This is a genomic window from Geoalkalibacter sp. (assembly GCF_030604225.1).
Classification (GTDB): Bacteria; Desulfobacterota; Desulfuromonadia; order Desulfuromonadales; family Geoalkalibacteraceae; genus Geoalkalibacter.
This window is the reverse complement of sequence record NZ_JAUVWH010000003.1, coordinates 1-25,453: the sequence shown is the minus strand read 5'-3', so window position 1 is coordinate 25,453 and position 25,453 is coordinate 1. Positions and strand designations below refer to the sequence as shown.

The following is a 25,453-nucleotide window of genomic DNA, read 5'->3' as shown; positions in this document are numbered from 1 at the left end:
CCCGGGGTTGACAGGGCAGGGCTGAACGGGGTATCAACAGGCGGTCGACTTTTTCCACGAGGAGTTTCAGGATGATCAGAGCAGACCAGGGAGACATCGTCAAGGTGCAATACACCGGTCGCCTCAGCGACGGCACGGTCTTCGATGCCTCCCCGCCGGAGCGGCCCTTGCAATTCATCATCGGTCGCGGCGAGGTGATCCCCGGCTTCGATCAGGCGATCATCGGCATGTACCAGGGCGGCCGCAAGACCCTGACCCTCGCTCCCGAGCAGGCCTATGGCGCCCACCGCGCCGAGCTGGTGGAGGATGTCCAGCGCAGCGTGCTGCCGGAGAATCTGCCCCTTGAGGTTGGCCGCCAACTGGAAGTCACCTCGGCCGAGGGCCATCGCTTCGTGGTTCTGGTCACGGCGGTCGCCGAGGACAGCGTCACCCTGGATGCCAACCATCCCCTGGCCGGCCGCGAGCTGACCTTCGACATCGAACTGCTCGGCGTGGAAAAGGTCAAGGCGGAACTGCCCGGCTTTTAGCTCGGCAATTTTCCCGATTGACAGGAGTTGGGCTTCGGCCGTAGAATCCGCTCTCGAAGTTGTCGGTCGGCCCGAGTCGGGACCGTCCTTGAAAATTTGAAACGATCTTGGCAATGCCCTTCGCGTCCGGTGAAGGGCTTTTGTTGTGTAGGGGGAAATTTTTCCGGACGACGTCCACGCTCCTTTCTGGAGGAAGTCAGAAGACAGCCTATGCGCAAATCCACCCTCGCCATCGTACTCCTCGTCATTCTCGCCAACCTGCTGGTCTGGGCCGCCTTCAATCGGCCGGTGCGCCCCGTCACCTATGCCGGCCTGATCAACGGCGTCTCCTTCAGCCCCTATCAGAAGGGGCAAGATCCCTATAAAAAGATTTACCCCACCGCGGAGCAGATCGACCAGGATCTGGCCCTGCTCGAAGGCTGGGCGGGCGCGGTGCGTACCTATTCCTCCGCCGACGGGCTGGAGGCGGTTCCCGCCCTGGCGCGCGCCCGCGGCCTCAAGGTCACGGCCGGCGCCTGGCTCGACCGGCGGCCGGAGAACAACCAGCGCGAAATTGCCAATCTCATCGCCAACGCCAACACCTACGACAACGTGGGGCGGGTCATCGTCGGCAACGAGGCGGTGCTGCGCGGCGATCTGAGCACGCGGCAGATGCGCGAATACCTGCGCGAGGTGCGCGCCTCGGTCGGCGTGCCGGTCAGCACCGCCGAGCCCTGGCATGTCTGGCTCAAGTACCCGGAACTGGCCGAGGACGTCGACTTCATCACCATTCACCTGCTGCCCTACTGGGAAGGCATCGCGGAAAAGGACGCCCTCAAGTGGGCGATGGAGTCCTACCGACGCGTGCAACTCGCCTTTCCCCACAAGCCGATCCTCATCGGCGAGATCGGCTGGCCGAGCGGCGGCATCCGCCAGGAAAAGGCCAATCCGTCGTTGACCGGCCAGGCGCGCTTCATTCGTGAATTTCTCAATGTCGCGGCGGCGCAGGGCCTCGATTATTTCATCATGGAAGCCTTCGACCAGTCGTGGAAGAGACAAGCGGAAGGTCTGGCCGGTATCCACTGGGGGCTGTTCGACGTGGATCGCCGCCCCAAATTTTCCATGACCGGCGAAGTTCTCGAAGTGCGCTTCTGGGTGCTGCAGCCGCTGCTGGCCACTCTGCTGGCCCTGGGGCCCATGGCCATCTTTTTGCGTCAGTGGAACAATCTGCGCCGGCGCGGCCGGCTCTTTTACGCGGCGCTGCTGCAAGGGGCCGCGTCCCTGCTGATCTGGAGCGCGGCGCTGCCTCTGGTCTCCGACATGACCCTTGCCGGGCTCATCGTCTGGGGTCTGCTGCTGCCCGCCCAGGCCGCCCTGCTGCTGGTGGTGCTGACCAGCGGCCTGGAGATGGCCGAGGTGCTGTGGGTGGACAAATGGAAGCGTCACTTCCGGCCGCTGCCGCCGAGCCGCTACCAGAAGCTGCCCAAGGTGTCCATCCATCTGGCCATCCACAACGAGCCGCCCGAACTGGTCAAGCAGACCCTCGACGGGCTGGCGCGGCTGGATTACCCCGACTTCGAAGTGCTGGTGCTCGACAACAACACGGTCAAGGACGAAGTATGGAAGCCCGTGGAGGAGTACTGCCGGCTGCTCGGGCCGCGCTTCCGCTTCTTTCACCTTGCCAACTGGCCGGGTTTCAAGGCCGGGGCGCTCAATTTCGGCCTGACCCAGACCGATCCCGAGGCCCAGGTGGTCGGCGTCATCGATGCCGACTACGTGGTGCATTCGAGCTGGCTGCGGTCCCTGGTGCCGTATTTCGAGGATCCCGAGGTCGGGTTCGTGCAGGCGCCCCAGGACAATCGTGAATGGCAGGGCGACCTGTTCAAGACCATGATCAACTGGGAATACAACGGCTTTTTCGAGATCGGCATGGTGCATCGCAACGAGCGCAACGCCATCATCCAGCACGGCACCATGACCCTGGTGCGGCGCGAGGCCTTGGAAGTCCAGGGCGGCTGGAGCGAATGGTGCATCTGCGAGGACGCCGAGCTGGGCATGCGCCTCTTTGCCCGAGGGTACAAGGCGGTCTACGTCAATTTCAACTTCGGTGACGGCATTACGCCTTTCACCTTCGCCGGCTACAAGGGCCAGCGGTTCCGCTGGACCTACGGCGCCATTCAGATCCTGCGCCGGCATTGGCGCTGGCTGCTGCCCGGAAATCCCTCGGGGCTGAGCGCCGGGCAGAAGTTTCACTTCGCCACGGGCTGGTTCCCCTGGTTCGCCGATGCCTTTCACCTGCTCTTCACCTTCGCCGGGATCTTCTGGACCATCGGCCTGCTGGCCGCGCCCAAGTATTTCGAATTTCCCCTGGCGCCCTTCATCGTGCCGACCCTGGGCCTGTTCCTGTTCAAGGTCAGCCACGCCCTGGTTCTCTATCGGGCGCGGGTCAACTGCACCTTCTGGCAGAGCGTCGGCGCGGCCATCGCCGGCATGGGCCTGACTCATGTTATCGCGCGCGCGGTGTTCAAGGGGCTGTTCTACAAGAACGAACCCTTCCTGCGCACCCCCAAGGGCGAGAATCAGCCGGCGCTGTTCAAGGGTTTTCTCATGGCCTGGGAAGAGTGGCAGATCTGCGCCCTGCTGTGGCTGAGTGCCGGCGCCACCTGGTGGCGCTTCGGCCTGGGGTCCCCCGAGGCACTGCTCTGGGGCGTGCTGCTGCTGGTGCAGTCGCTGCCCTACGGAGCGGCGCTGCTGACCTCCATGGCCAACTGCATGCCGACCGCGCACCTGCGGGCGGCACGCTGGCTGACCCTGGCACGGCGCGGCAGCCTGGGGCTGCTGCGGCTGCGCTGGCTGATGGGCGCGCGGCGCACGACCATCGGCTGATTCGTCAATAGTGAGGCCACGCAAAAAGGGCGGCATCCTTGAGGGGATGTCGCCCTTTTTGCGTGGTGTTGGAGAGGTTTATTTTGTTTTCTTTGCCGGTTGGACGGCAATGCTGGTCGTCCGCGCCAGCGGCGCGGAGGCGCTGCCGAACACGGACTCGATGCTGAGGCTCTCCCCGCAGGACGCAAAGCGGGCGAGAATCCGCGCGTCGCTCCAGGACAGAACCTCGCCGCTCATGAGCACATCGCCGGGCCTAGTTTTCTTGTCCTTGTCCTTTTGCGCCTGGACCCTGAGGCGGATGCCGGTGCCGGCGAGGGGCGAAGGGTCATGGCCGCCGAAGCCGCTGCCGGTGACGTCCACCAGGCCGTCCCGGCAGCGCGCCGCGTCGATGACGACGGCGGGCCGCACGGCCAGTACCAGGGGATTGCTGAGGCGGTCTTGCTTGAGCACGCGCAGATGATAGTTGCCCGGCGCCAAATCGCCCGGCAGCTGGACGTGCAGCCTGTCCGGCGTGACCTGCGCGGGGTCGATCAGGACGTCGCGCCCGGTGCTGTCCGTGAGGCGCACCTGGCAGGGGATGGGAGTTTCCGCTGCCGAGGTCCGGCTGACGAAGGCGTTGCCGTACAGGGTCAGCGAAGGACTTTGCCCGGCGATCGCGGTCGCCTGGCTGATGCCGCTGAGGAAGGGGGTCACCGGCCCCGCGCCGGGGGCGGACAGGGACTGGGTGCTGAAGCCGTGGCAGCCCACGCAGTCGCTGTTGGCGCCGATGTGGCCGAAGCCGGGCTTCTCCTGGCCGGGGATGATTCCGTCGCCGGCGTCGTCGTGCTGGATGTTGTGCAGGGAGGCGACGCCGTGGCAGTTCTGGCAGGTGCGGATGGACAGGGCGTTGTTGATGCCGGGGGTGATGTTGTGACACCAGACGCATTTGGCCGCATCAAGGACGAAGCCCGTGGCGTGGTGGGTGTCGGCGTTGCGGAAGACCAGCACGCCGCTCGCGGGGTCGACGACCGGCGCCGGGTTGAAGAAGGGCAGCGCGACGGTGTTGTGGCAGAAGTTGCAGTTGCCTTGGCCTTGGGGGCCGCCGTTGGGCTTGTTGCTCGGCCAGGGGGTGACCAGGCTCGGTCGATAACTGGGAATGTAATGGCCATCGGCCATGTCGTTGACCAGACTGCCGTGGCAGATGACGCATTGCCCGGCCTGGGCCTCGGGCTTGGCGTGATGCACCGTGGGGCGCCCCTGCAACTGGCGATGGCATAGGGCGCAGTCGCGAAACATCTGGAAAACAAACTGCCCGGTAACGGGATCGGGCCCCAGGCTGTGGCAGCTCAGACAGGCGTAGGGCTGGCCGGGCTGGGCGTAGGGCGCGGCGCTGTTGAACGGCACGCTCTGGCCGAGCAGGTTGTGATGACGGTCGGGCAGGTAGGTCGGGTCGACCGCTTCGATGGGCGGGGTTTGATTGTGGCAGAAGCGACAGTCGTCCTCGACGAGGTTGGCGAAGGTGCTGTCGGGGACGCCCAGATACTGGTTGACGGGAGGCGGAGGCACCGCCGCCCAGAGGTTGCTGGTGATTACGGCCAGAAAAATCAAGACCTTGACGAAGGTCAGCGATTTGGCGCGCATAAGGCGAAAGAGTCCTCCCTGAAATAAAACAATCCGACGAACTGGTGTGAGTGGCGGCCGGTCATCGCCCGTTGCGGCCCCGCCAGGGGCGTGACAACCTCCTTTCTCGCCCTGCCGCGGCGCGGATGCGCTTGTGGCACGAGGAACGGCCCGACTCGAAAAACGCTAGCCTGAGTCGGGTTGGAAAGCAAGGGGGGATCGCGTGAGAATTTCATTAATCCGCGGCCCTGCCGTGCGGGGCAGGGCCGGGTTCGATCAGGCGGGCGGCGGTTCCAACTCGGTGCGGTGGTCGCCGTGGGCGGGACGCAGGCCGACCAGGCCGCGCAGATCCTCAAGGGCCAGGTACAGGCAGGGCAGCAGCACCAGGGTGATACCGGTGGAAAAGAGCACCCCGAAGCCCAGGGACAGGGCCATGGGGATGAGGAATTGGGCCTGGACGCTGGTTTCCAGGATCATGGGCGCCAGGCCGAAAAAGGTGGTCAGGGAGGTGAGCAAAATCGGGCGGAAGCGCCGCATGCTGCCCTCGATGACCGCGGTCACGAGATCGCTGCCCTCGCGCCGTCCGCTGTTGATGCGATCGACGAGCAGCAGCGAGGCGTTGACCACCACGCCGGAGAGGGCGACGATGCCGAACAGACTCAGAATGGTCAGGTCAAAGCCCATGAGCAGATGGCCGAGAATCGCCCCGACCACGCCGAAGGGAATGGCGGTCATGATCAGCAGGGGCTGGCTGTAGCTGCGGAAGGGAATGGCGAGCAGGGCGTAGATGCCGAACAGGGCGAGGAGGAAACCCTGGCGCATGCTGCCCACCGAGTCGCGGCGCTCCTTTTCCTCGCCTTCCAGGTCGAAGGACAGGCCGGGAAAGTCGGCGCGCAGTTGCGGCAGCATGCCGGCCTGCAGGTCCGCGAGGATCTGATTGGCGTTGGCGCGCTTCTCATCGACATCGGCGGTGACGTTGATCACCCGCTTGCGGTCGCTGCGGTTGATCTGGCTGTAGCCGCGCCCTTCGCTGATGAAGGCGGCGCGCGCCAGGGGCAGTTCGCCGCCCTGGGGCGTGCGGATGCGCATCTGCTCGAAGTCCCAGAGGCTGCGGCGGTCCTCCTCGGGATAGCGCACCATGACGCGCACCTCGTTGCGGCCGCGTTGCAGGCGCAGGGCCTCGGCGCCATGGAAGGCGGCGCGCACCTGGCGCCCCAGGTCCTCCTCGGTGAGGCCCAGGCTCAAGGCTTCGGGGGTGAGACGCAGCTTGAGCTCGCGCTTGCCCGGGGCGTAATTGTCGGCGATGTCGCCCACCCCGGGGTAGGCGGCCAGGGCCTCCTTGAGCCGGGTGGCGGCGGCTTGCAGCACGGTGAAATCCTGATGGGCGAGCTGCACGTCGATGTTGGCGCCGAGCATCACCAGATTGGATTTGAAGCTGAGGTTGCGCGCCCCGGGAATTTCGCCCACCAGTTGCCGCCAGCGCTGGGCGATGTGCGTGGCGGGCAGGCCGCGCTCCTCGCTGGGTTGAAGGAACAGGGCGATGTTGGCGAGATGGGCGCCGCTGCTGGTGTCGCCGGGATTGGGGCCGCCCTGGTCAAGGGTGGCGCCCACCAGGGCGTAGATGTTGCGCAGGATGGAGAACCCTTCGGGACGCTGTTCGTCGAATTCGGCGACCGTCGCGTAGGCCTGCGCGACGATGTGCTCCTGCGCCTCGCGGGTGAGCTCCACCGGCGTGCCCGGCGGCATCTCCAGGCTGACCAGCACCACATCGCCGTCCACCGCGGGCATGAACAGAAAGCGGATGAACCCTCCGCCCACCAGGCCGACGCTAAGCAGCAGCACCGCGACGGCGGCGGCCAGGGTAGCGTAGCGAAACCGCAGGCACAGATCGAGGGTGCGGCGGTAGGGTCCGGCGATGAAGGCGTCCAGCGCCCGGCCGAAGCGCCGCCGCACCCGGTCGATGCCGCCGAGCAGGCCGCCGGGGGCCTGGCGCGGGCCACCCAGGGACAGATGCGCGGGCAGCACGAACAGCACCTCGATGAGGGAGACGGCGAGGATCGAGATGACCACCAGGGGGATGACGCCGATGAATTTGCCCATCATGCCGCTGACGTACACCAGGGGCAAAAAGGCGACGATGGTGGTCAGCACCGAAAAGATCACCGGCCGGCCCACCTCCACCGCGCCGTCCATGGCCGCCTGCGGATAGGGCTTGCCCATCTGCCGGTGGTCGAAGATGTTTTCGCCGATGACGATGGCGTCGTCCACCACGATGCCCAGGGCCATGATGAAGGCGAACAGGGAGATCATGTTGATGGAGACGTCCATGCCCGGCATGAGGAACATGGCGCCGAGAAAGGAAATGGGAATGCCGAGCATGACCCACAGGGCCAGACGGATTTCGAGGAACAGGCCGAGGATGAGAAACACCAGCACCAGACCGATCATGGCGTTCTTGATCAGCAGGTCCATGCGGCTTTGCAGCAGTTCCGAGGTGTCGTTCCAGATGCCCAGGCGCACCGAGGGCGGCAGGTCGCGGCTTTTCTCCGCGACGTAGCGCTTGACGATGCGGGAAATTTCCGTCGGTTTCTGATCGCCGACCCGGTAGACCTTGACCATGGCCGCCGGCTGGTCGTCGAAGCGCGCGAACTCATCGGTCTCGCGGAAGTCGTCCTTGATTGTGGCGATATCCCCGAGGCGCACCCGCGTGCCGTCGGCGAGGGTAATCAGGCTGATGTCGGCATAGCCCGGCCCGAAATAGCGCCGTTCCTTGGTGCGCAACAGAATCTCACCACCCTGGGTCTTGACCGCGCCGGCGGGCAGATCGAGGGACGCGCGGCGGATGCGCTGCGCCACCTGATCGAGGGACAGACCGTAGCGGCGCAGGTTCTCCTCGCCGATCTCGATGGAGATTTCGTAGGGCCGCACCCCGCCCAGGTCCACCTGGGTGATCTGCGCGAATTCGAGCAACTCGTCGCGGATCAGTTCGGCGCGTTCACGCAGGGCGTGACTGGAGAGCTCGCCGTAAACCACCACCGACACCACCTCGCGGCGGTTGAGCAGCTTGGCGATGACGGGTCGCTCGGCGTCCTCGGGAAAAGTGATGATGCGATCCACCGCGCTCTTGACGTCCTGGAGGATGACATCGGCATTCTCGCCGGCGCGCAGCACCGCGTTGACCATGCCCAGGCCCTCCACGGCCGTGGCGCGCAACTCGCGGATGCCGTCGACCTCGGTGAGCACATCCTCGATTTGCAGCAGAATGCCGTCCTCGATTTCCTCGGGGCCCGCGCCGGGGTAGGCGACGGAAACCTGGATGGTGTCGAGGGACACCTCGGGAAAGATTTCCTGCTTGATGGACTTGGCCATGATCAGGCCGCCGACCACGAACACCAGCATCAGCAGGTTGGCGGCCACGTGGTTGCGAGCCATCCAGCGAATCGGACCGTTCATGGCCGGGTGTCCTCCGGAGCGCGGGGGCGCAGTTTCATGCCCTCGGCGGCGCCCATGAGATGGGTGAGCACCAGCCGCTCGCCTTCCTCCAGACCCGCACCGATAAGCAGGGAATGCTGTTCGCGGCGCAGGACGTCCACGGCGCGGATGCGCAGGCTGTCGTCCTCAGCCGCGATCCATACCTCGTCACCTTCGCGCAAAGCGGTGCGCGGAATGCTCACCACTTGCGGCAGGGTGTCGCCGAGGATTTCGACCTGCACGAAGCTGCCCATTTCCAGGGCGGGGTGGTTGGCCGGCCAGGTGCCGCGCAGATTGTAGGGATCCTCGACGGCGACGACGATGCGCGCCATGCGGCCGCGTTCGTCGACCTCGCCCAGGGAGCGGACCACCTGCCCCTGCCAGGCGAAGCCGCGTTCACCGAAGGTCAGGTGAATCGCGGCGGGCGAGCCCTGCTGATTGGCGCCGGGACGCGGCACGCGCACCAGGGCAAGATCCTCCAGGGGCAGAGGAACGATGACCTCGGCGCGATCGGTGCCGATGAGTGTCGCCACCGGATTGCCGGCGCGCAGGTATTGGCCCATCTCCACCTGGGCGTTGCGCACCAGGGCATTGAAGGGCGCCCTGAGGCGGGTGCGGGCCAGGTCGAGACGCGCCTGCTCGAGTTGGGCGCGGGCCGCGGCGAGTCCGGCCTTGGCGTTGGCCAACTGGGGCTCGAAGAGTACCAGGGGATTGGGTTCCTCCTGGCCATCGAGGTCGAGACGCTGCCATTCGGCGCGGGCCACGCGGGCCTGTCCCTCCACGGTGCGCAGGTCCAGTTCGGCGCGGGCTAGGGCCGCCTGGGCGCGTTCCACGGCGAGGCGATAGTCGACGTCCTCCACGGCGAAGAGCTCCTCGCCCTTGGCAAGGCGGCCGCCCGCCAGCATCCCGGGGGCGATGTCCACCACCAGGCCGCTGACCTGGGGGGTGATGCTCACCTCGTGGCGCGGCCGCACGGTGCCCGTGGCATGAATGCGCACCTGATGGTCGCCGCGGCGGACTTCCAGGATGTCGACCAGGGCGCCGAGGGTTTCGGGAGCTTCCCGCGCCGGCGGCTGGCGGGACTTGATGAGCGCGGCCATGCCCGCGGCGCCGAGGGCAAGGATCAGCAGGGGCAGAAGGATCTTCAGGAAAAGGGCGGTACGACTCATGGCAGCTGGTCCCCTCGCTGGTCGGTTGCGCTGAGCTGAAGGTCGAGTTCGGCGGCCATCCACCGGCCGCCCAGGGCGCGCGCCAGGGTGATGCGGTCGCTGATGAGCTGGCGCCGGGCGCTGACCAGTTGGCTCTGGCTGTTGAAATGGTTGCTTTGGGCGGAGAGCACCGGCAGATAATCGGAGAGCCCGGCGAGGTATTGCTCCAGGGACAGGCGCAGGGTGGCGGCGGTGGTGGCGGTCTGGGTTTCGAGGCGCGCGATGCGCTCCTCGTTTGCACGATTGGCGGCGAGGGCATCCTCCACCTCCTGAAAGGCGCCGAGCACCGTGCCGTGATAGGCGGCGAGCCGCTCGCGGACCAGGGCTTCGTGGCGCTCGACCTCGGCCCGGCGCCGTCCGCCGTCGAACAGCGGCTGAGCGGCGTTGAGGATCAGGTTCCAGAAGGTGCCGGAGATGTCGCCAAGGGCAAAGGAGTTTTCCGCATAGCCGTAGCCGGCAAGCAGGTTGAGGGCGGGAAAGCGCTCGGCCACGGCGGCGCCGAGGCGCGCGTCGGCGGCCTGCACGCGCAGCAGCGCCGCCTGGACATCGGGGCGCCGGGCGAGCAGGGTGGAGGGCAGGCCGGCGGGAAAGGCCCGGGGCACCTCGGGCAGCGGGATCAGGGCGCCCGTCGGCAAGTCGCCGGGATAGCGCCCCAGCAGCACCGCCAGGGCATGTTCGGCCTGGGCCCGTCCTGATTCGTACTGGGGACGGCGCGCGCGGGCGGCGTCGAGGGCCAGTCGCGCCTGGTGGACATCGAGGGCGGGCACCAGGCCCTCGCGGTAGCGCAGTTCCACCCGTTCCAGGGTATCGGCGAAGGTGGCGATGCTGGCGTCGATGAGTTCCAACTGGCTGCGCTGCTCGGCGGCCAGGTAGTAGAAGTCGGCGACGCGCGCCGAAAGCGTCAGCAGCAGGGCCTGGGCGTCGCCCGTGGCCGCTTGCAGGTCGAGGTCGGCCGCTCGCGCCCGCCCGGCGATTTTTTGCCAGAGGTCGATCTCGTAGCCGGCCGCCAGGGACAGGCTGTAGCTGGTGCCGGTGTGCTCGCCGAAGATCCCCGGGCTCTTCTCGCGCCGCCCCTGGCCCTGGAGATCGAGGCTCGGCAGCAGGGGAGCGCGCGCCGCGCGTTGCAGCGCCTCGGCCTGTTCCAGGCGGGCCAGGGCCTGACGCCAGTCGGGATTGGCGACCAAGGCTTGGTTGAGCAACGCATCGAGGGCCGGATCGGCAAAGGCTCGCCACCAGGGGGCGTGGGGCGGCTCCACCTGTTCCTGGCCGGATATGCCGCCATAGGTCGCCGGCACCTCGTCGATGGGCAGTGTGATGGGCTGCGGTTGGCGCAGGGCGCAGCCGCCGGTCAAGATCAGCAGGACGACGAAAAGGCAGCGGCGCGGATTCATTCCTTGACCTCCATGCCCGCGGTGAGAAAGGGGAGAATTTCCGCCAGCAGGGCTTCGCTGTCCTGCAAGGGCGTGACGCCGGGGGGCCAGGGCAGGGGTTTGTCGAGCAGACAAATGGTGTGGCCGATGGCGGACAGGGCAAAAAACAGGCGCCAGAAAGTTCGTTGCGGGCTGAGCTGGGGCAGGGCCACGCGGGTCAGTTCCAGCAGGTAGGCGAAGAGCGGCTGCATGTGGTGGATAAATGTGCCGCGCACCACCCCGTCGGGTTCGCTCAGCGCGCGACCGACCAGGGAGATGAAGGCCCTGGCTCCCGGCCCCGCGTCGCGAAAGGCCAGGGTCGGCTCGATGAAGGCGCGCAGGATCTCCTCGATGCCGGGGGCGCGACCCTCGGCGCGCGCCCGGTCGCGCACCGCGTCAAGCTGTTGGCGGCGCGCCGTGTTCAGCGGGCAGAGGCGCCGCTCGAAAATGGCTTCCACCAGGGCTTCCTTGTTGCCGAAATGATAGTTGACCGCGGCCAGGTTGACTCCCGCCTTGGTGGTGATGGCGCGCAGGGACGTGTGGTGGAAGCCGCCTTCGGCGAAGAGCTGCTCGGCGGCGTCGAGAATGCGTTGTTTGGTGGCGGGTTGGCTCATCGGACCTCGGAAGGAATAAATTTGATCGTTCGATTTAAACGAATGTTTTACATTTTTGTCAAGGGGCTTTGTATCCGTTCAACATGCCGGGCCGGGCGCGGAGGCATCGCTTGCGGAAAAACTCGTCCGCGGCTCAAACATTTGCCGCTGCGCTCAACCTTCGCGCCCGGCCCCGCTTCCTGTGGATGCCCGGGCAATCGTTGCGGGTTTCCCCGGCGATTTTGCCCTCGGCGGGTTCCGTTTCCGCGATTGACAGAAGCGCCTCGCGGGAGGATGATGCCCGTTTGATGACGATCCCCAACCCCCTGGCCCTGTTTGCCTGACAATGTCGAATCCATCGCAAATCCAGCCGCATTTCCAGCGCCGCATCGTTGCACTGATGGTGTTCACCGTCTTTTTTTCGGTGCTCAATGGCACCATGTTCAACGTGGCGGTGCCGGATATTCAGCAGCAGTATGGCCTGTCGCCCACCCAGGTGAGCTGGGTGGTGACCGGCTTCATCATCGTCTTTGCCTTGGCGGCGGTGAGCTACGGCAAGCTGGCGGACATCTACGCCCTGCGGCGCCTCATAACCATCGGCCTGCTGCTGTTCAACGCCGGTGCCATCCTCGGCTTTTTCTCGTCCTGGTCAAGCTATCCGGTGGTGGTCGCGGCGCGCCTGCTGCAGGCTTCCGGCGGCGGCGCGATTCCCGCACTTTCCATGCTGGTGGCGACGCGCTTTTTCGGTCCCGAACTGCGGGGGCGGGTGCTGGGCGCCATGGCCTCCACGGTGGCCTTCGCCGCGGGCATCGGACCCATCATCGGCGGGCTGATCGCCGGGCGCTGGCACTGGCGCTACCTGTTTCTGCTGTCCCTGGCCACCCTTGTGGCCTTGCTGCTGTTTCGTCGCCTGCTGCCCGCCGAACCGCGCCGCGATAAGAGTTTCGATCTGGCCGGGGCCCTGCTGTTGGCGGCAGGCGTTGCGGTGTTGCTGGTGTTCATCACCGACGGCCATGTCTGGCTGCTGCCCCTGGGGCTGCTGCTGCTTGCTTGGTTCTGGCGGCATATTCTTCACGCGCCGAGCCCTTTCGCGCCGCCCCGGCTGTTTGCCAATCACCTCTATCGCCATGGTTTGCTCACGGTGTTTCTGGCCCTGGGGCCGGTGTTCGGCATGTTCTTCGCCGTGCCCCTGATGCTGCGCGCTCTCTACGATCTGTCCACCCTGCACATCGGCCTGGTGATTTTTCCCGGCGCCCTGAGCGCCGCGGCCTTCGGCTTTCTCGGCGGGCGCCTGGCGGATCGGCGCGGCAGCGTTTTCGTGGTCAGGCTCGGCCTGGCCCTGCTGCTCTTGAGTTTTCTCGCCCTCGCCGCGGTGGCCGGAGCCGATGCTCGTCTCCTTTCCCTGGTGCTGATCGTCTGCTATACGGGGTTCGCCTTTATCCAGTCGGCGCTGGCCAAGGCCGTGTCCACCACCCTGGCGCCGGAACACAGCGGCGTGGGCATGGGCCTGTACAACCTGGTGTTTTTTACCGCCGGGGCCTTCGGCGCGGCCCTGACCGGGCGGCTCATCGAGGTGTTGATCCATTTTGTTTCCCGGGGCACCCTTGAGGCCGCACCCATCCACTTCTCCGGCGTCTTTCTGGTTTCGGCCCTGACCACCGTGGCCGCGGGCGGGGTTTTTCACGGCGCCTTCCGTCATCAGGGCGGGCCCGACCGGGATCGCTCCCTGGGCTGACCCTCGGCGGCATCCCTTGTGCAATGCATCAGGCCAGCGGCGAGGGCCAGCGTCGGCCGTCCCTGATTTTCCTTTTTTGCGAGGTGCCCCGATGAAGACTGCTCTCGTGGTCGATGACGAACCCATGATCCGCCGCCAGGTGGCGGAAACCCTGATGAATTACGGCTTTGACGAGATCGTCGAGGCCGGCAACGGCCAGGAGGCGCTGAATCTGGCCCTGGCCAAGCGGCCGCTGCTCATCGTCATGGACGTGACCATGCCTGTGCTGGATGGCATCAGCGCTGCTGAAAAAATAGGCAAGCAGGCGCCGGCTCCCATCGTGCTGCTGACCGGCAATGCCGATGCGGCCACCATCGAACGGGCGCGCCTAGCCGGGGTCATGAGTTATGTGGTCAAGCCCTTCCGTGACGTGCAGCTGTTGCCCGCCGTGGATCTGGCCATCCACTATTTCATGGAAATAACCACCCTGCGCGATGAGGTCTCGGCCCTGCGCGAAACCCTCGAGGCACGCAAATCCATCGAGAAGGCCAAGGGACTGCTGATGAAAAAGGGCCTGAGCGAGCCCGAGGCCTACCGGCGCATGCAGAAGCTGGCCATGGACAAGCGTAAGTCCCTCAAGGAGGTGGCCGAGGCGATCCTGCTCATGGAGGAATGAAAGGGGGCTGCCATGCGTTCGGTTCCCTTGAATCTGTGCGGTCTGCCGCCCTGGGCCATCGCTTCGCGCCATTACAACGCCCATCCCCAGCCCCTGGACATCCAGGGCGTGCGCCACGCCAACCGCCTGCTCTTCGCGCGCCTCGACGCCCTGGAAGACCCCCAGGCGCGGGGCATGCAGTTTCACGACTACATGGATGTGACCTTCCAGTTGCACCAGTGGCAGCAGGAAACCTCCGCCAAGGGGCGCAAAAGCCTCAAGAACAGTTACCTGCGTTTTCTGCGCGGCTGGATGTTCGATTCCAACTCCCCCGAGGGGGCGGTGCTCAAGGGCTGGGTGGAGAGCCGCTTCGGCCTGCCGCCCACCTATCACGGCACCAGGATCGCCGACCAGCACGGCGAGGCCTACTACCGCTATCTGGTCGAGCGCATGAAGGGGGCGGCGCGCACCAACGCCATCAATACCCAGTTCGACGTGCTCTTCGCCTTCGTGCAGTACGAGCTGGCGCGGCGCCACCCCGGCCGCGGCCATCTGCCGCTCTATCGCGGTGTCCATGATTTCAGCGAGTACCCCATCCTCGAGGAACTCGGCAAGAACCGCTTTGTTGTGCGCCTCAACAACCTCAACTCCTTTACCAGCGATTTCGAGCGCGCCTGGGAATTCGGCAGCAAGGTCATGAAGGCCGAGGTGCCCCTGTTCAAGATCGTCTACCAGTGCGGCATCCTGCCGTCGAGCCTGCTCAAGGGGGAAGAAGAGGTGCTGGTGCTGGGCGGGGAGTTCGAGGTCGAGGTCCTCACGGGCGGCTTCGGATGAGCGAGGTCTTGTCCCGCGCCCAGGCCGCTTTTCTCGGCCTGGCCCTGGGTGACGCCCTGGGGGCGACCACCGAATTCATGACGCCGGCGGAGATTCGCGCCGCCCATGGCGTGCATCGCAAGATCGTCGGCGGCGGCTGGCTGCACCTCAAGCCGGGACAGGTCACCGACGACACGGAGATGTCCCTGTGCATCGCCCGCGCCCTGGTGGCGGCCGGCGGCTGGGATCTTGCGGGCATCGCCGAGCAGTTCGTCGCCTGGATGCGCGCCAAGCCCATCGACATCGGCGCCACCTGCCGGCGCGGCATTCGCGATTACATGCACAAGGGGCAGCTGGAAACGCCCGCCAATGACTGGGATGCCGGCAACGGCGGCGTCATGCGCATGCTGCCCGTGGCGCTTTTCACCCTCGGCGACGGCGAGCTGCTGGCGCGCTGCGCCCTGGCCCAGGCGCGCCTCACCCACCACCATCCTCTTTCCGATGCCGCCTGCGTCGCCGTCGGTCGCCTGGTGCAGCAGGCGCTGCTCGGCGCGAGCCGCCACCAGCTGCATCAGGTGGCGCGCGAGCTGGTGGCGGCCCACCCCAATTTCCGCTTCACCGACTATCGCGGGCAGGCCGGCGGTTATGTCGTCGAAACCTTGCAGACCGTCTTCCATTATTTCTTCTCCACCGCCACCTTCGAGGAATGCCTGATCGGCGTGGTCAATCAGGGCGGCGACGCCGATACCACCGGGGCCATCGCCGGGATGCTCGCCGGCGCCTTTTACGGCGCGGGCGAGCTGCCTGCCGTCTGGCTGCGCCGCCTGGACGGCGCGGTGCGCGCCGAGGTCACGCTGCGAGCGGCGCAGTTGGTTGGGCTTTCTCCCTGGGCGCGGCGTTCGTCCTGAGGGGGGCTTGCTCGGGGCAAAGTGTGGAGGATGGCCACAGGGGGGAGTTTCTCGCCAGGTTTCTTGTGGGCATTTCGACGCACGGCCCGCCCGGCCGGGCGGGTTGTTGGTTTTCGCGATAAAAAATCCCTTGTAAATACAGGATGTTGATGATTTTTGGCGCGACGGCGGGCGCGAGTCTCAGGCTGGCACCTCTGTTGCAAAGGTGATGGGCTGGCGCGCGCGGCGCCCTGGGTCCGATGAGTCCCGTATTTGGTCTGGTTTTTTATATAATAAATGGTCAGACCAATTTTAAAATAAAGGCTTGACATTTTTATTTCAGTTAAGATAGAAACCAGAAGCTTGTATACGCAAAAAATTTAGTCGCAGTAAAAATCCCGCCTGCTTCCGCCCCTGGGGGAGAGGACATCATTGCCGGCAAAGGATGGCACTCATGGCCGAGAGTCAGCTTCTCGATTACATCTATGTTGTCCTCTTCCTCCTGGTGGGGATCTGTACCGCCCTGGGGCCGCTCATCCTCTCGAACCTGGTCAATCCGCGTTCGATCCTCAAAACCACCCTCGATCCCTATGAGTGCGGCATGGATATCTTCGGCGACGCCCTGGATGTCCGCTTTCACGTCGCCTACTACCTCTACGCCCTGATCTTCGTCGCCTTCGCCGTGGACATTCTCTTTCTGTTTCCCGTGGCGACCGCCTATCACCTGGTGTCCGGCGCGCACGGCGTCGTTGTGCTGTTCATCTTCGTTTTCGTTCTGTCGCTGACCGTCGTCTATCCCTGGGCCAAAGGAGTTTTTACATGGCCGAAGAGAAAAAAGATCTCCTGAGGGTTCATACCCAGACCGAGGAGGCTCGTCGCCGCGAGCTCGACGGTCATCCTCCCGAGGAGGTCAGTTCCGTCGTTCAATTCGCCCAGGTGGAAAAGCTGCTCAATTTCTGCCGGGCCAATTCCCTGTGGCCGATGACTTTCGGTCTGGCCTGCTGCGCCATTGAGATGATGAGCGCCGGCATGGCTCGCTACGACCTGGCGCGTTTCGGCGCCGAGGTGTTTCGCCCCTCGCCGCGCCAGTGCGACCTGATGATCGTCGCCGGGACGGTGAACAAGAAGATGGCGCCCGCCGTGCTGACCCTCTATGAGCAGATGGCCGCGCCGCGCTACGTCATCGCCCTGGGCAACTGCGCCATTTCGGGCGGGCCCTTCGCGGTGGAGGAAAACTACAACGTCATCGAGGGGGTCGATCGCCTCATTCCCGTCGATGTCTACGTGCCGGGCTGCCCGCCGCGTCCCGAAACGCTCTTCGAGGCGCTGTTCAAGCTGCAGGAAAAGATCACCGGCAAGCGCTTCCCCGTTCCCATGAACAAGATGCCCGAAGGAGTCTGACCCCATGGAATCTCGTGATTCCGTCATCGCGGCCCTGCAAAGCCTGCCGGCACAGGTGCGGGAGGTGGATTTCCGGCAGCGCGGCTACCATCTGGAGGTCTGGCTGGAGCCCGAGCGCCTGCGCCCCTTTGCCGAACTGCTGCGCGGCGGCGATTTCTATCTGAGTTTCGTCTCCGGTCTGCACGTCAAGCCCGCCCTCGAAGTGAGCTACCAGTTCGCCAACCACGCCTTCGCCTGCCGTATTCTCGCCCGCGTCATCGTGGACGCCGAGCATTCCTTGCCGACCATTTCGGATATCTTTCAGGGGGCCGACTGGCACGAGCGCGAAACCAAGGACTTCTTCGGCGTGGTCTTTCGCGGCCATCCCAACCTCAAGCCGCTGCTGCTCGCCGAGGACATGGAAGATCTCAAGCCGCTGCTCAAGAAAGACGAGCGGCTCAAGGATCGCGCGGCGGTGACCCGCGCCGAAGCGGATGTCGCCGAAAAAACCCCGGCCCCCGCCGGTGGGGAGGAGGGCGCATGAGCACGACGCCGGAATTTCGCGAGCATCGTTACGTCCTCAACATGGGGCCGCAGCACCCGAGTACCCACGGGGTGTTGCGCGTCATCCTCGAAATGGAGGGCGAGTACGTCATGGATCCGCAGCCGGTGCTCGGCTACGGCCACCGCATGCACGAAAAGATGGCCGAGTCGCGCTCCTGGCCTGGCTTTCTGCCCAACGCGGCGCGCATGGACTATCTGGCCTCCCTCATCTACAACCACGGCTATGTCGGGGTGGTGGAGCGTCTGGCGGGCATCGAGGCGACGCCGCGCGCCGAATACATCCGCGTCATCACCTCGGAACTCAACCGCCTGCAAAGCCACCTGCTGTGGCTCGGCGTGCTGGTTCTGGACCTCGGCGCCTTCACGCCCATCATGTACACCTTCGAGGATCGCGAGAAAATCCTCGACATCCTCGAGGATGTCACCGGATCGCGCCTGACCTACTGCTACATGCGGGTCGGCGGGGTGGTGCGCGACATCGACGACAAATTTATCGAACGCACCCGCGAGTACATCAAATGGCAGCGTTCGCGCATGCCCATGTACGACAAGCTGGTGACCGGCAACATCATCTTCCGCAAGCGCGTCGAAGGCATCGGCGAGTTCACCCCCGACCTCGCCCGGCGCTACGGTTTGACCGGCCCGGTGCTGCGCGGCACCGGCGTGGCCTACGACATCCGGCGCGCCGAGCCCTATTCGGTCTATCCCGATTTTGATTTCGAAATCCCCACGGAAACCGGCGGCGACTGCCTGGCCGCCTATCTGGTGCGGGTGCGCGAGATCGAGCAAAGCCTGCGCATTCTCGAACAGGCCCTCGACCGCCTGCCCGAGGGGCCGTTTCTGGCCAAGGTTCCCAAGAAGATCAAGCTGCCGGCGGGCGATGCCACCTATGCCGTGGAATCCCCCCGCGGCGAGCTGGTCTACCACCTGACGGCGGACGGCAGCGAGGTTCCCTACCGCATGAAGATCCGGGTGCCCTCTTTTTCCAACCTCAGCATTCTGCCCGAAGTTTGCCGGGGGATGCTCCTCTCCGACCTCTGCGCCTGCATGGGCAGCCTGGACCTGGTGATTCCGGAGATTGACAGGTGAGCGGCGTGATGACTGATTCCTTTCTGCCCCCCGAATTGCTGCGCATCCTCTTCGCGGCGATCTGCGCCATCGTCGTGGTTTTCGGCAATGCCCTGGTCATGGGCTATCTGGAGCGCAAGTTCGCCGGACGCTTCCAGCGCCGCCCCGGCCCCATGGAGGTAGGCTGGCAGGGCTTGCTGCAGCTGGCGGTGGACGGCGTCAAGCTGGTCGGCAAGCAGTTGGTGATTCCGCGCCAGGCGGACAAGGTGCTCTATCGCATCGCGCCCATCGTGTCCTTCGCCCCGGCGGTGCTGCCCCTGCTGGTGATCCCCTTCAGTCCCAAGCTCCAGGGGCGCGATTTCGACATCGGCCTGATCTTCATCCTGGCGGTGGTGGCGATCAATGTGCTCGCCATCCTCATCGCCGGTTGGGGGTCGAACAACAAGTATTCCCTGCTGGGCGCCATGCGTTCGGTGGCGCAGAACGTCGCCTATGAAATCCCCATGCTGCTGACGTTGCTCTCGGTCATCCTGGTGACCAACACCTTCAGCTTGAAAGGGATCGTCGCCGCGCAGGAAGGCCTTTGGTTCATCCTGGTGATGCCGGTGGCCTTTCTCATCTTCTTCGTCGCCACCGTGGCCGAGACCAACCGCGCGCCCTTCGACCTGCCCGAGGCCGAGAGCGAACTGACCGCCGGTTTCATGACCGAGTTCAGCGGCATGGGTTTCAGCCTGTTCTTCATGGCCGAATACACCTACATGTTCATCGCCTGTTCGCTCACCGTCATTCTGTTCCTCGGCGGCTGGCACGGGCCGCCGCTGCCCTATGCCGAGTACACCTCGGCCTTGTGGTTTTTCCTCAAGGTGTATTTTCTGCTCATCGTCATGATCTGGATCCGCTGGACCTTCCCGCGGGTGCGCTTTGATCAGCTGCTGAATTTCTGCTGGAAATATCTGGTCCCCTTTTCCCTGGTTCACCTCCTGGTGACCGCCGTGGTGCTCAAGATATGAAAGACTATTTCGCCCAGATCTTCACGGGGGGCAAGAGCCTGCTCGTCGGCATGATGATCACCCTGCGCGAATTCTTTCGCCCGGTGGTGACCGTGCAGTATCCCCGCGAGAGACTCCCCATCTCGCCCAACTACCGGGGTCACACCATTCTGGTCCGCGACGAGGAGAAGCCCGAGAAGCATCGCTGCATTTCCTGCAAGATGTGCGAGCGCGAGTGCCCGTCGGGCTGCATCGGCCTGCAGGGCGAGAAGCGCGAGGGGGTCAAGGGCCTGGTGCTGGTGCGCTACCGGCTCGATTTCACCAAGTGTAGCCTGTGCGGCACTTGCGTGGAGGTCTGCCCGACGGATGCGCTGGATTATTCCAACGAATACCGCCATGTCGGTTTTCGCCGCGAGGACTTCCACTACGATCTGCTGGCCATGGTGGAGGAGCAGAAATGATCGTTTACCGGTATCTTGCCGAATGCATTTTCTTCGGCTTCATCGCGCTGATTTTCTTCGGCGGTTTGCTCACGGTGCGGGCGCGGCTGCTGATGCACGCGGTCCTGGGGCTGGCGGTCGCCTTCATCGGCGTCGCCGGGCTTTTCTTCCATCTCGGCTCGCCGTTCATGGCGATGATGCAGGTGCTGATCTACGTCGGGGCGGTGTGCGTCATGCTGGTGTTCGGCGTCATGGTCGGCCAGGCGCCGACCCGGACCGGCCAGCCGCGCTTGACGGGGCATAATCGGCAGCTTGCCGCCGGCTCCTGCGGCCTGGGATTCGTGTTGCTCACCGCGACCCTGGTCCGCACCCGCTGGGCGGCTGCCGCCGAGCGCGTCGGCGATTTTTCCATGCAGCACCTCGGCGAGAGTTTCCTGCATCGTTTCGTGCTGGCCTTCGAGCTCATTTCGGTAATCCTGCTGATCGCCATTCTCGGCGCCATCATCATCGCGCGCAGCCCCGAGGAGAAGACTCCGTCATGATGCCGAGCGACAATCTCACCACCTATCTGGTCATCGGCGCGTTTCTGCTCTTTGTCGGCCTCTACGGCATGATCCGCCATCGCACCCTTATCGGCATGCTGATCAGCGTCGAGCTGATGCTGGCCGGCGCCGGGGTCAACTTCTTGGCCTTCAACCGCTTCACCGCGCCGGATCCGGCCGTCGGTCAGGCCTTCACCCTGTTCATCATGGGCATCGCCGCGGCCGAGGCCGCCATCGTCATCAGTCTCGTCATCGCCGTGCATCGCCGCTTCCACAGCGTCGATCCCCAGGCCATCGACGATTTGCGCGGCTAATTTCCAGGACGAAACCATGGAACCATTGATCACGTCCAAGATCCTGCTGGCAACCCTCATCCCCATGGTGACCGCTGCCCTCGTCATGGCCACGGGGCGCAACCCCAACCTGCGCGAGACCTGCTCCTTCGGCGGCGCGGTGCTGACCTTTCTCGCGGTGATCAACCTGGCGCCGCAGGTGCTTGCCGGGGGCGGCTACGCCTACCAGCTGATCACCCTCTATCCGGGCATCAGCGTCAGCTTCCATCTCGATCCCCTGGGGCTGATCTTCGCCGGCACGGCCTCATTCCTGTGGATTCTGGCCTCGGTCTACTGCATCGGCTACATGCGCGGCCTCAACGAGCACGCCCAGACGCGCTTCTACGTGTGCTACGCGGTGTCCGTGGGCGCGGCCATGGGCGCGGCGTTTTCCGCGAATCTGTTCACCCTCTACCTGTTCTACGAGATCGTTTCGATCTTCACCTATCCCCTGGTCATGCACCATCAGGACGAGGAGGGCTACGCCGGGGCGCGCAAGTACATCATCTACCTGATGTTCACCTCCAAGGCCTTCTTGCTGCCGGCCATGGCCCTGGTCTACGTGCTCACCGGCACCCTGGACTTCAACATGGCGGGCATCGCCGGCGGCATCTTCCCCGCCGAGGCCGACCGCCTGCTGGTGATCGTCGCCTACCTGCTGTGCCTTTTCGGGTTCGCCAAGGCCGGCATCATGCCCCTGCACAACTGGCTGCCCGACGCCATGGTCGCGCCCACGCCGGTCAGCGCCCTGCTCCACGCGGTGGTCGTGGTCAAGGTCGGGGTGTTCTCCATCTGCCGGGTGATGCTCTCGGTGTTCGGCGTCGATCTGCTCGATGTCACCGGGATGGGGATGTTCACCGCCTATTTCGTGTCCTTCACCATTCTTGCCGCCTCGGTCATCGCCCTCACCCAGACCAACCTCAAGGCGCGGCTGGCCTATTCGACGGTCAGCCAGCTCTCCTATATCGTGCTCGGCGTGGCCATGCTCACGCCCCATGCGATTACCGGCGGTCTGCTGCACATCGCCAACCACGCCTTTTCCAAGATCACCCTGTTCTTCGCCGCCGGCGCCATCTTCGTCGCCTCGGGCAAGAAGGACATCGAGGAACTGGGTGGGCTGGGTTGGCGCATGCCGGTGACCATGATCGCCTTCGGCCTGGCGTCCCTGAGCATGATCGGCGCCCCGCCGGTGAGCGGCTTCGTCAGCAAGTGGTACCTGGCCCTGGGGGCCATGGACGTGAACAGCATGGTGTTGCTTGGCGTGCTCCTCGCCAGCAGTCTGCTCAACGCCGGCTATTTCGCGCCGATCTTTTTCAAGGCTTTTTTCGGCAAGCCCCGGGCGGGTGACGAGGCGACGGGCAGCCTTGAAACGCAGCCGCTGGTGCTGCTCATGGTGGTGCCGCTGCTGATCACCGGCCTGATTTCGGTGCTGATCGGCATCTGGCCCGATCTCTTTTTGAACACGATCAAGTTGATGGTGGGCTCATGATGGCACGCTGGATCGGATATCTGCGCGAGCGCGCGCACATTGTCAAAGGGGTGTTCTTCGCCTTCCTGGTGTTCGCGGTGGCCTTCGATTTTCTCATCCACCGCCACGAGCCCCATTTCTTCGGTGATCAGATCATCGGTTTCTGGTCCCTGTTCGGGCTGCTCGGCTGCCTGGGCATGATCATCGTCTGCAAGGGATTGTCCCACGTGTGGCTGGAGCGCGAGGAGGATTACCATGACCGCTAGCCTGTTCGTGCATCCGGCGAGCTGGTTCATCCTCGGCGCGGCCCTCATGCCCGTGGCGCGGCGCCTGGGGGTGATGAAGGTGTGGCTGGTGCTGATCCCGCTCATCGCCCTGGCGCGCATTCACTTTCTGCCCGAGAGCTTCGGCCTGGTCGAATATCTCGGCTTCGACTTGCAGTTCGGGCGGGTCGACAGGCTGACCTTCGTCTTTTTGCACGTCTTCGCCCTGATGGCGCTCATGGGCAGCATCTTCGCCCTGCAGGTCAAGGAAAGCGGCCAGCACATCGCCGCCTTTCTCTACGTGGCGGGCTCCTTCGGCGTGACCCTGGCGGGCGACTACCTGACCCTGTTCATTTTCTGGGAACTGATGGCCTTCGCCTCGACCTTCCTCATTTGGTACCGCAAGAAGAAGCGCTCCATCGAGGCCGGCTACCGCTACCTGCTGGTGCATACCGCCGGGGGATTGGCGCTGCTCGCGGGGATTTTCCTGCTCTACCACAGCGGGCATGACCTGTCCTTCGGCATGTTCACCCAGGAGGGCGCGGGCTGGGCCGAGTATCTGGTGATGATCGGCTTCATGCTCAACGCCGCGGTGCCGCCCATCCACGCCTGGCTGCCCGACGCCTATCCCGAGGCCACCGTGACCGGCGCGGTGTTCATGTGCGCCTTCACCACCAAGACCGCCGTTTATGTCCTGGCGCGCGCCTTTCCCGGCTTCGAGGTGCTGGCCATTCTCGGCGCGGTCATGGCCCTTTACGGCGTCGCCTACGCGGTCATCGAAAACGACGCGCGGCGCATCCTCGCCTATCACGTGGTCAGTCAGGTGGGTTACATGGTGTGCGGGGTGGGCATCGGCACCGCCATGGCCATCAACGGCACCGCCGCGCACGCCTACGCCCACATCGTCTACAAGGCGCTGCTCTTCATGGGCGCCGGCGCGGTGCTGGAGATGACCGGGCGCTCCAAACTGAGTGAGCTCGGCGGACTCTACAAGCACATGCCCTGGACCATGTTCTTCACGGTCATCGGCGGCATCGCCATTTCCGGTTTCCCCCTGACCAGCGGCTTTATCAGCAAGTCCATGATCGTCGCGGCGGCGGGCAACAATCATCAGATCATCCTGCTGGTGATGCTCACCCTGGCCGGGGTCGGGACCTTTCTCTCCGTCGGCATCAAACTGCCCTACTTCATCTGGTTCGGCCGCGATTCCGGCGTCGAGGCCAAGGAAGCCCCCTGGAACATGCAGCTGGCCATGGCCATGGCGGCCTTCGTCTGCATCTTTCTCGGCGTGTTTCCCGGGGCGCTCTACAGCATGCTGCCCTACCCGGTGGAGTACCACCCCTACACCGCCTACCACCTCTCGGAAACCTTCCAGATCTTCGGTTTCACCGGCCTGGGCTTTTACCTGATGGTCAAGTACCTCAAGCCCCACGACGTGTCCAACCTGGATCTCGACTGGTTCTACCGCAAGGGGTCGCTGCGCTTCCTCGGCTTTGCCGCCGGGCCGGTGGTGGCGGTCAACGAATGGGTGAGCAACGTCTATCGCACCATCGGCACACGCTTCACCATGGCGGCGGCGCGCGCCTTCTCCTGGTTTGACAAGGAAGGCATCGACTGGACCATCGACGGCGCCGCGCGCGGCGTGGTGGACGGCGGCGACCGCCTGCGCCGGCTGCAGACGGGACGCATCCAGCACTACATCGGTGGGGCGGTCGTGGCCCTGCTGGCGGTGCTGCTGGTGGTGGTTTTGATTTAGGCGACGAAATCGTGAAAACCGGGCGCACATCGGTGCGCCCCTACGATTTGGCAACCGGTTCGTATGACCCGTAGGGTCGCACCGATGTGCGCCCGGGGTCGTCCCCCATCGACCGACGAAGGAAGCATCGTGGAACAGTATCTGATCTTCAACGACCTGGGCTATCCCATCATTTCGGTGCTGCTGCTGCTGCCGCTGATCGGGGCGGTGTTGACCCTTTTGTTCAACAGCGACCGGGCGCTTCTGCTCTGGGGCCTGGCGGTGACGCTGCTGACGGCCCTGGCCTCGCTGCCCCTCTACACGCGCTTCGATGCCACGACCGCCCAGTATCAGTTCGTCGAGCTGCGCCACTGGCTGCCGGCCCTGGGCCTCGACTACGTGGTCGGGGTCGACGGCATCAGCGTGCTGCTGGTCTTGCTCACCACCTTCGTCATGCCCCTGTGCGTGCTCTGCTCCTGGAGCTACATCAAGGAGCGCATGAAGGAATTCATCTTCGTGCTGCTGGTCATCGAGACCGCCATGATCGGGGTGTTCGTGAGCCTCAACACCCTGCTGTTCTTCCTGTTCTGGGAAGCGATGCTGATTCCCATGTACCTGGTGATCGCCATCTGGGGCGGGCCGCGCAAGGACTACGCCTCCATCAAATATTTTCTCTACACCTTCGCCGGCAGCATTTTCTTTCTTGCCTCCATCATCGCCCTCTACGTGCAGACCGGCAGCTTCTTCATCCCCGAGTTGATGGGCCAGCCCTACGCCTTTGCCTTCCAGGCGTGGATCTTCCTCGGCTGCACCCTGGCCTTCGCCGTCAAGGTGCCCATGTTCCCCCTGCACACCTGGTTGCCCGCCGCCCACGTCGAGGCGCCCACCGCGGGCAGCGTGATCCTGGCGAGCATCATGCTCAAGATGGGCG

At 64.8% G+C, this 25,453-nt stretch carries 23 protein-coding genes; 18 read left to right on the top strand and 5 right to left on the bottom strand.

Annotated elements, in window-relative coordinates; all coding sequences use genetic code 11:
• The first annotated feature begins 71 nt into the window (after positions 1-71).
• A complete protein-coding gene (locus tag QAT43_RS00885; protein WP_305041136.1) occupies positions 72-527 on the top strand; it encodes an FKBP-type peptidyl-prolyl cis-trans isomerase in 456 nt (151 codons plus the stop codon).
• A gap of 210 nt (positions 528-737) precedes the next feature.
• Positions 738-3,392 (top strand): glycosyltransferase, encoded by a 2,655-nt coding sequence (locus QAT43_RS00880; RefSeq protein ID WP_305041135.1) that lies wholly within the window; start codon positions 738-740, stop codon positions 3,390-3,392.
• A 78-nt stretch (positions 3,393-3,470) separates the two neighbouring features.
• Here the strand turns inward: QAT43_RS00880 and QAT43_RS00875 are convergent, their stop codons facing one another.
• The 5 genes from QAT43_RS00875 to QAT43_RS00855 form a co-directional block, all read right to left on the bottom strand.
• A complete protein-coding gene (locus tag QAT43_RS00875) occupies positions 3,471-5,012 on the bottom strand; it encodes a hypothetical protein (RefSeq protein ID WP_305041134.1) in 1,542 nt (513 codons plus the stop codon).
• A 255-nt stretch (positions 5,013-5,267) separates the two neighbouring features.
• Positions 5,268-8,444 carry an efflux RND transporter permease subunit gene (locus QAT43_RS00870; RefSeq protein WP_305041133.1) on the bottom strand — a complete coding sequence of 1,059 codons (3,177 nt, stop codon included), beginning with the start codon at positions 8,442-8,444 and terminating at the stop codon, positions 5,268-5,270.
• Positions 8,441-9,631, bottom strand: a complete 1,191-nt coding sequence (locus QAT43_RS00865; RefSeq protein WP_305041132.1) for an efflux RND transporter periplasmic adaptor subunit — start codon at positions 9,629-9,631, stop codon at positions 8,441-8,443. Before QAT43_RS00865 ends, QAT43_RS00870 begins: the two co-directional genes overlap by 4 nt.
• The gene (locus QAT43_RS00860) at positions 9,628-11,061 is read right to left on the bottom strand and encodes an efflux transporter outer membrane subunit (protein ID WP_305041131.1); all 1,434 of its coding nucleotides are present in this window, start codon (positions 11,059-11,061) and stop codon (positions 9,628-9,630) included. Before QAT43_RS00860 ends, QAT43_RS00865 begins: the two co-directional genes overlap by 4 nt.
• Complete coding sequence (locus tag QAT43_RS00855; protein ID WP_305041130.1) at positions 11,058-11,693, bottom strand: TetR/AcrR family transcriptional regulator; 636 nt, start codon at positions 11,691-11,693, stop codon at positions 11,058-11,060. The genes QAT43_RS00860 and QAT43_RS00855 overlap by 4 nt, the downstream gene beginning before the upstream one ends.
• A 325-nt stretch (positions 11,694-12,018) precedes the next feature.
• Here QAT43_RS00855 and QAT43_RS00850 point away from each other — a divergent pair, with 325 nt between their 5' ends.
• The 16 genes from QAT43_RS00850 to QAT43_RS00775 form a co-directional block, all read left to right on the top strand.
• Positions 12,019-13,407: an MFS transporter gene (locus tag QAT43_RS00850; RefSeq protein ID WP_305041129.1), complete on the top strand. Its 1,389-nt coding sequence runs from the start codon at positions 12,019-12,021 to the stop codon at positions 13,405-13,407.
• Positions 13,408-13,498: 91 nt separating this feature from the next.
• Entirely contained in the window at positions 13,499-14,062 is a 564-nt protein-coding gene (locus QAT43_RS00845) for an ANTAR domain-containing response regulator (RefSeq protein ID WP_305041128.1), read from the top strand.
• A gap of 12 nt (positions 14,063-14,074) precedes the next feature.
• A complete protein-coding gene (locus QAT43_RS00840) occupies positions 14,075-14,875 on the top strand; it encodes an NAD(+)--dinitrogen-reductase ADP-D-ribosyltransferase (protein WP_305041127.1) in 801 nt (266 codons plus the stop codon).
• Positions 14,872-15,762 (top strand): ADP-ribosyl-[dinitrogen reductase] hydrolase, encoded by an 891-nt coding sequence (gene draG, locus QAT43_RS00835; protein WP_305041126.1) that lies wholly within the window; start codon positions 14,872-14,874, stop codon positions 15,760-15,762. Before QAT43_RS00840 ends, draG begins: the two co-directional genes overlap by 4 nt.
• A gap of 433 nt (positions 15,763-16,195) precedes the next feature.
• Positions 16,196-16,588, top strand: coding sequence for an NADH-quinone oxidoreductase subunit A (locus QAT43_RS00830; protein ID WP_305041125.1), 393 nt, complete (start codon positions 16,196-16,198; stop codon positions 16,586-16,588).
• Complete coding sequence (locus tag QAT43_RS00825; RefSeq protein ID WP_305041124.1) at positions 16,561-17,142, top strand: NADH-quinone oxidoreductase subunit B; 582 nt, start codon at positions 16,561-16,563, stop codon at positions 17,140-17,142. The genes QAT43_RS00830 and QAT43_RS00825 overlap by 28 nt, the downstream gene beginning before the upstream one ends.
• Positions 17,143-17,146: 4 nt before the next feature.
• Positions 17,147-17,665, top strand: coding sequence for an NADH-quinone oxidoreductase subunit C (locus tag QAT43_RS00820; protein WP_305041123.1), 519 nt, complete (start codon positions 17,147-17,149; stop codon positions 17,663-17,665).
• Positions 17,662-18,774 carry an NADH-quinone oxidoreductase subunit D gene (locus QAT43_RS00815; protein WP_305041122.1) on the top strand — a complete coding sequence of 371 codons (1,113 nt, stop codon included), beginning with the start codon at positions 17,662-17,664 and terminating at the stop codon, positions 18,772-18,774. Before QAT43_RS00820 ends, QAT43_RS00815 begins: the two co-directional genes overlap by 4 nt.
• An 8-nt stretch (positions 18,775-18,782) precedes the next feature.
• Entirely contained in the window at positions 18,783-19,763 is a 981-nt protein-coding gene (gene nuoH, locus QAT43_RS00810; RefSeq protein WP_305041121.1) for an NADH-quinone oxidoreductase subunit NuoH, read from the top strand.
• Positions 19,760-20,203, top strand: coding sequence for a NuoI/complex I 23 kDa subunit family protein (locus QAT43_RS00805; RefSeq protein ID WP_305041120.1), 444 nt, complete (start codon positions 19,760-19,762; stop codon positions 20,201-20,203). The genes nuoH and QAT43_RS00805 overlap by 4 nt, the downstream gene beginning before the upstream one ends.
• Entirely contained in the window at positions 20,200-20,724 is a 525-nt protein-coding gene (locus tag QAT43_RS00800; RefSeq protein WP_305041119.1) for an NADH-quinone oxidoreductase subunit J family protein, read from the top strand. The genes QAT43_RS00805 and QAT43_RS00800 overlap by 4 nt, the downstream gene beginning before the upstream one ends.
• Positions 20,721-21,038, top strand: a complete 318-nt coding sequence (gene nuoK, locus QAT43_RS00795) for an NADH-quinone oxidoreductase subunit NuoK (RefSeq protein ID WP_305041118.1) — start codon at positions 20,721-20,723, stop codon at positions 21,036-21,038. Before QAT43_RS00800 ends, nuoK begins: the two co-directional genes overlap by 4 nt.
• A 16-nt stretch (positions 21,039-21,054) precedes the next feature.
• Positions 21,055-22,545, top strand: a complete 1,491-nt coding sequence (locus tag QAT43_RS00790) for a monovalent cation/H+ antiporter subunit D family protein (RefSeq protein ID WP_305041117.1) — start codon at positions 21,055-21,057, stop codon at positions 22,543-22,545.
• Positions 22,542-22,790, top strand: a complete 249-nt coding sequence (locus QAT43_RS00785; protein ID WP_305041116.1) for a hypothetical protein — start codon at positions 22,542-22,544, stop codon at positions 22,788-22,790. The genes QAT43_RS00790 and QAT43_RS00785 overlap by 4 nt, the downstream gene beginning before the upstream one ends.
• Positions 22,780-24,543: a Na(+)/H(+) antiporter subunit D gene (locus QAT43_RS00780; protein ID WP_305041115.1), complete on the top strand. Its 1,764-nt coding sequence runs from the start codon at positions 22,780-22,782 to the stop codon at positions 24,541-24,543. Before QAT43_RS00785 ends, QAT43_RS00780 begins: the two co-directional genes overlap by 11 nt.
• Positions 24,544-24,672: 129 nt before the next feature.
• A partial coding sequence (locus QAT43_RS00775) for a complex I subunit 4 family protein (RefSeq protein ID WP_305041114.1) occupies positions 24,673-25,453 on the top strand: 781 nt, incomplete at its 3' end.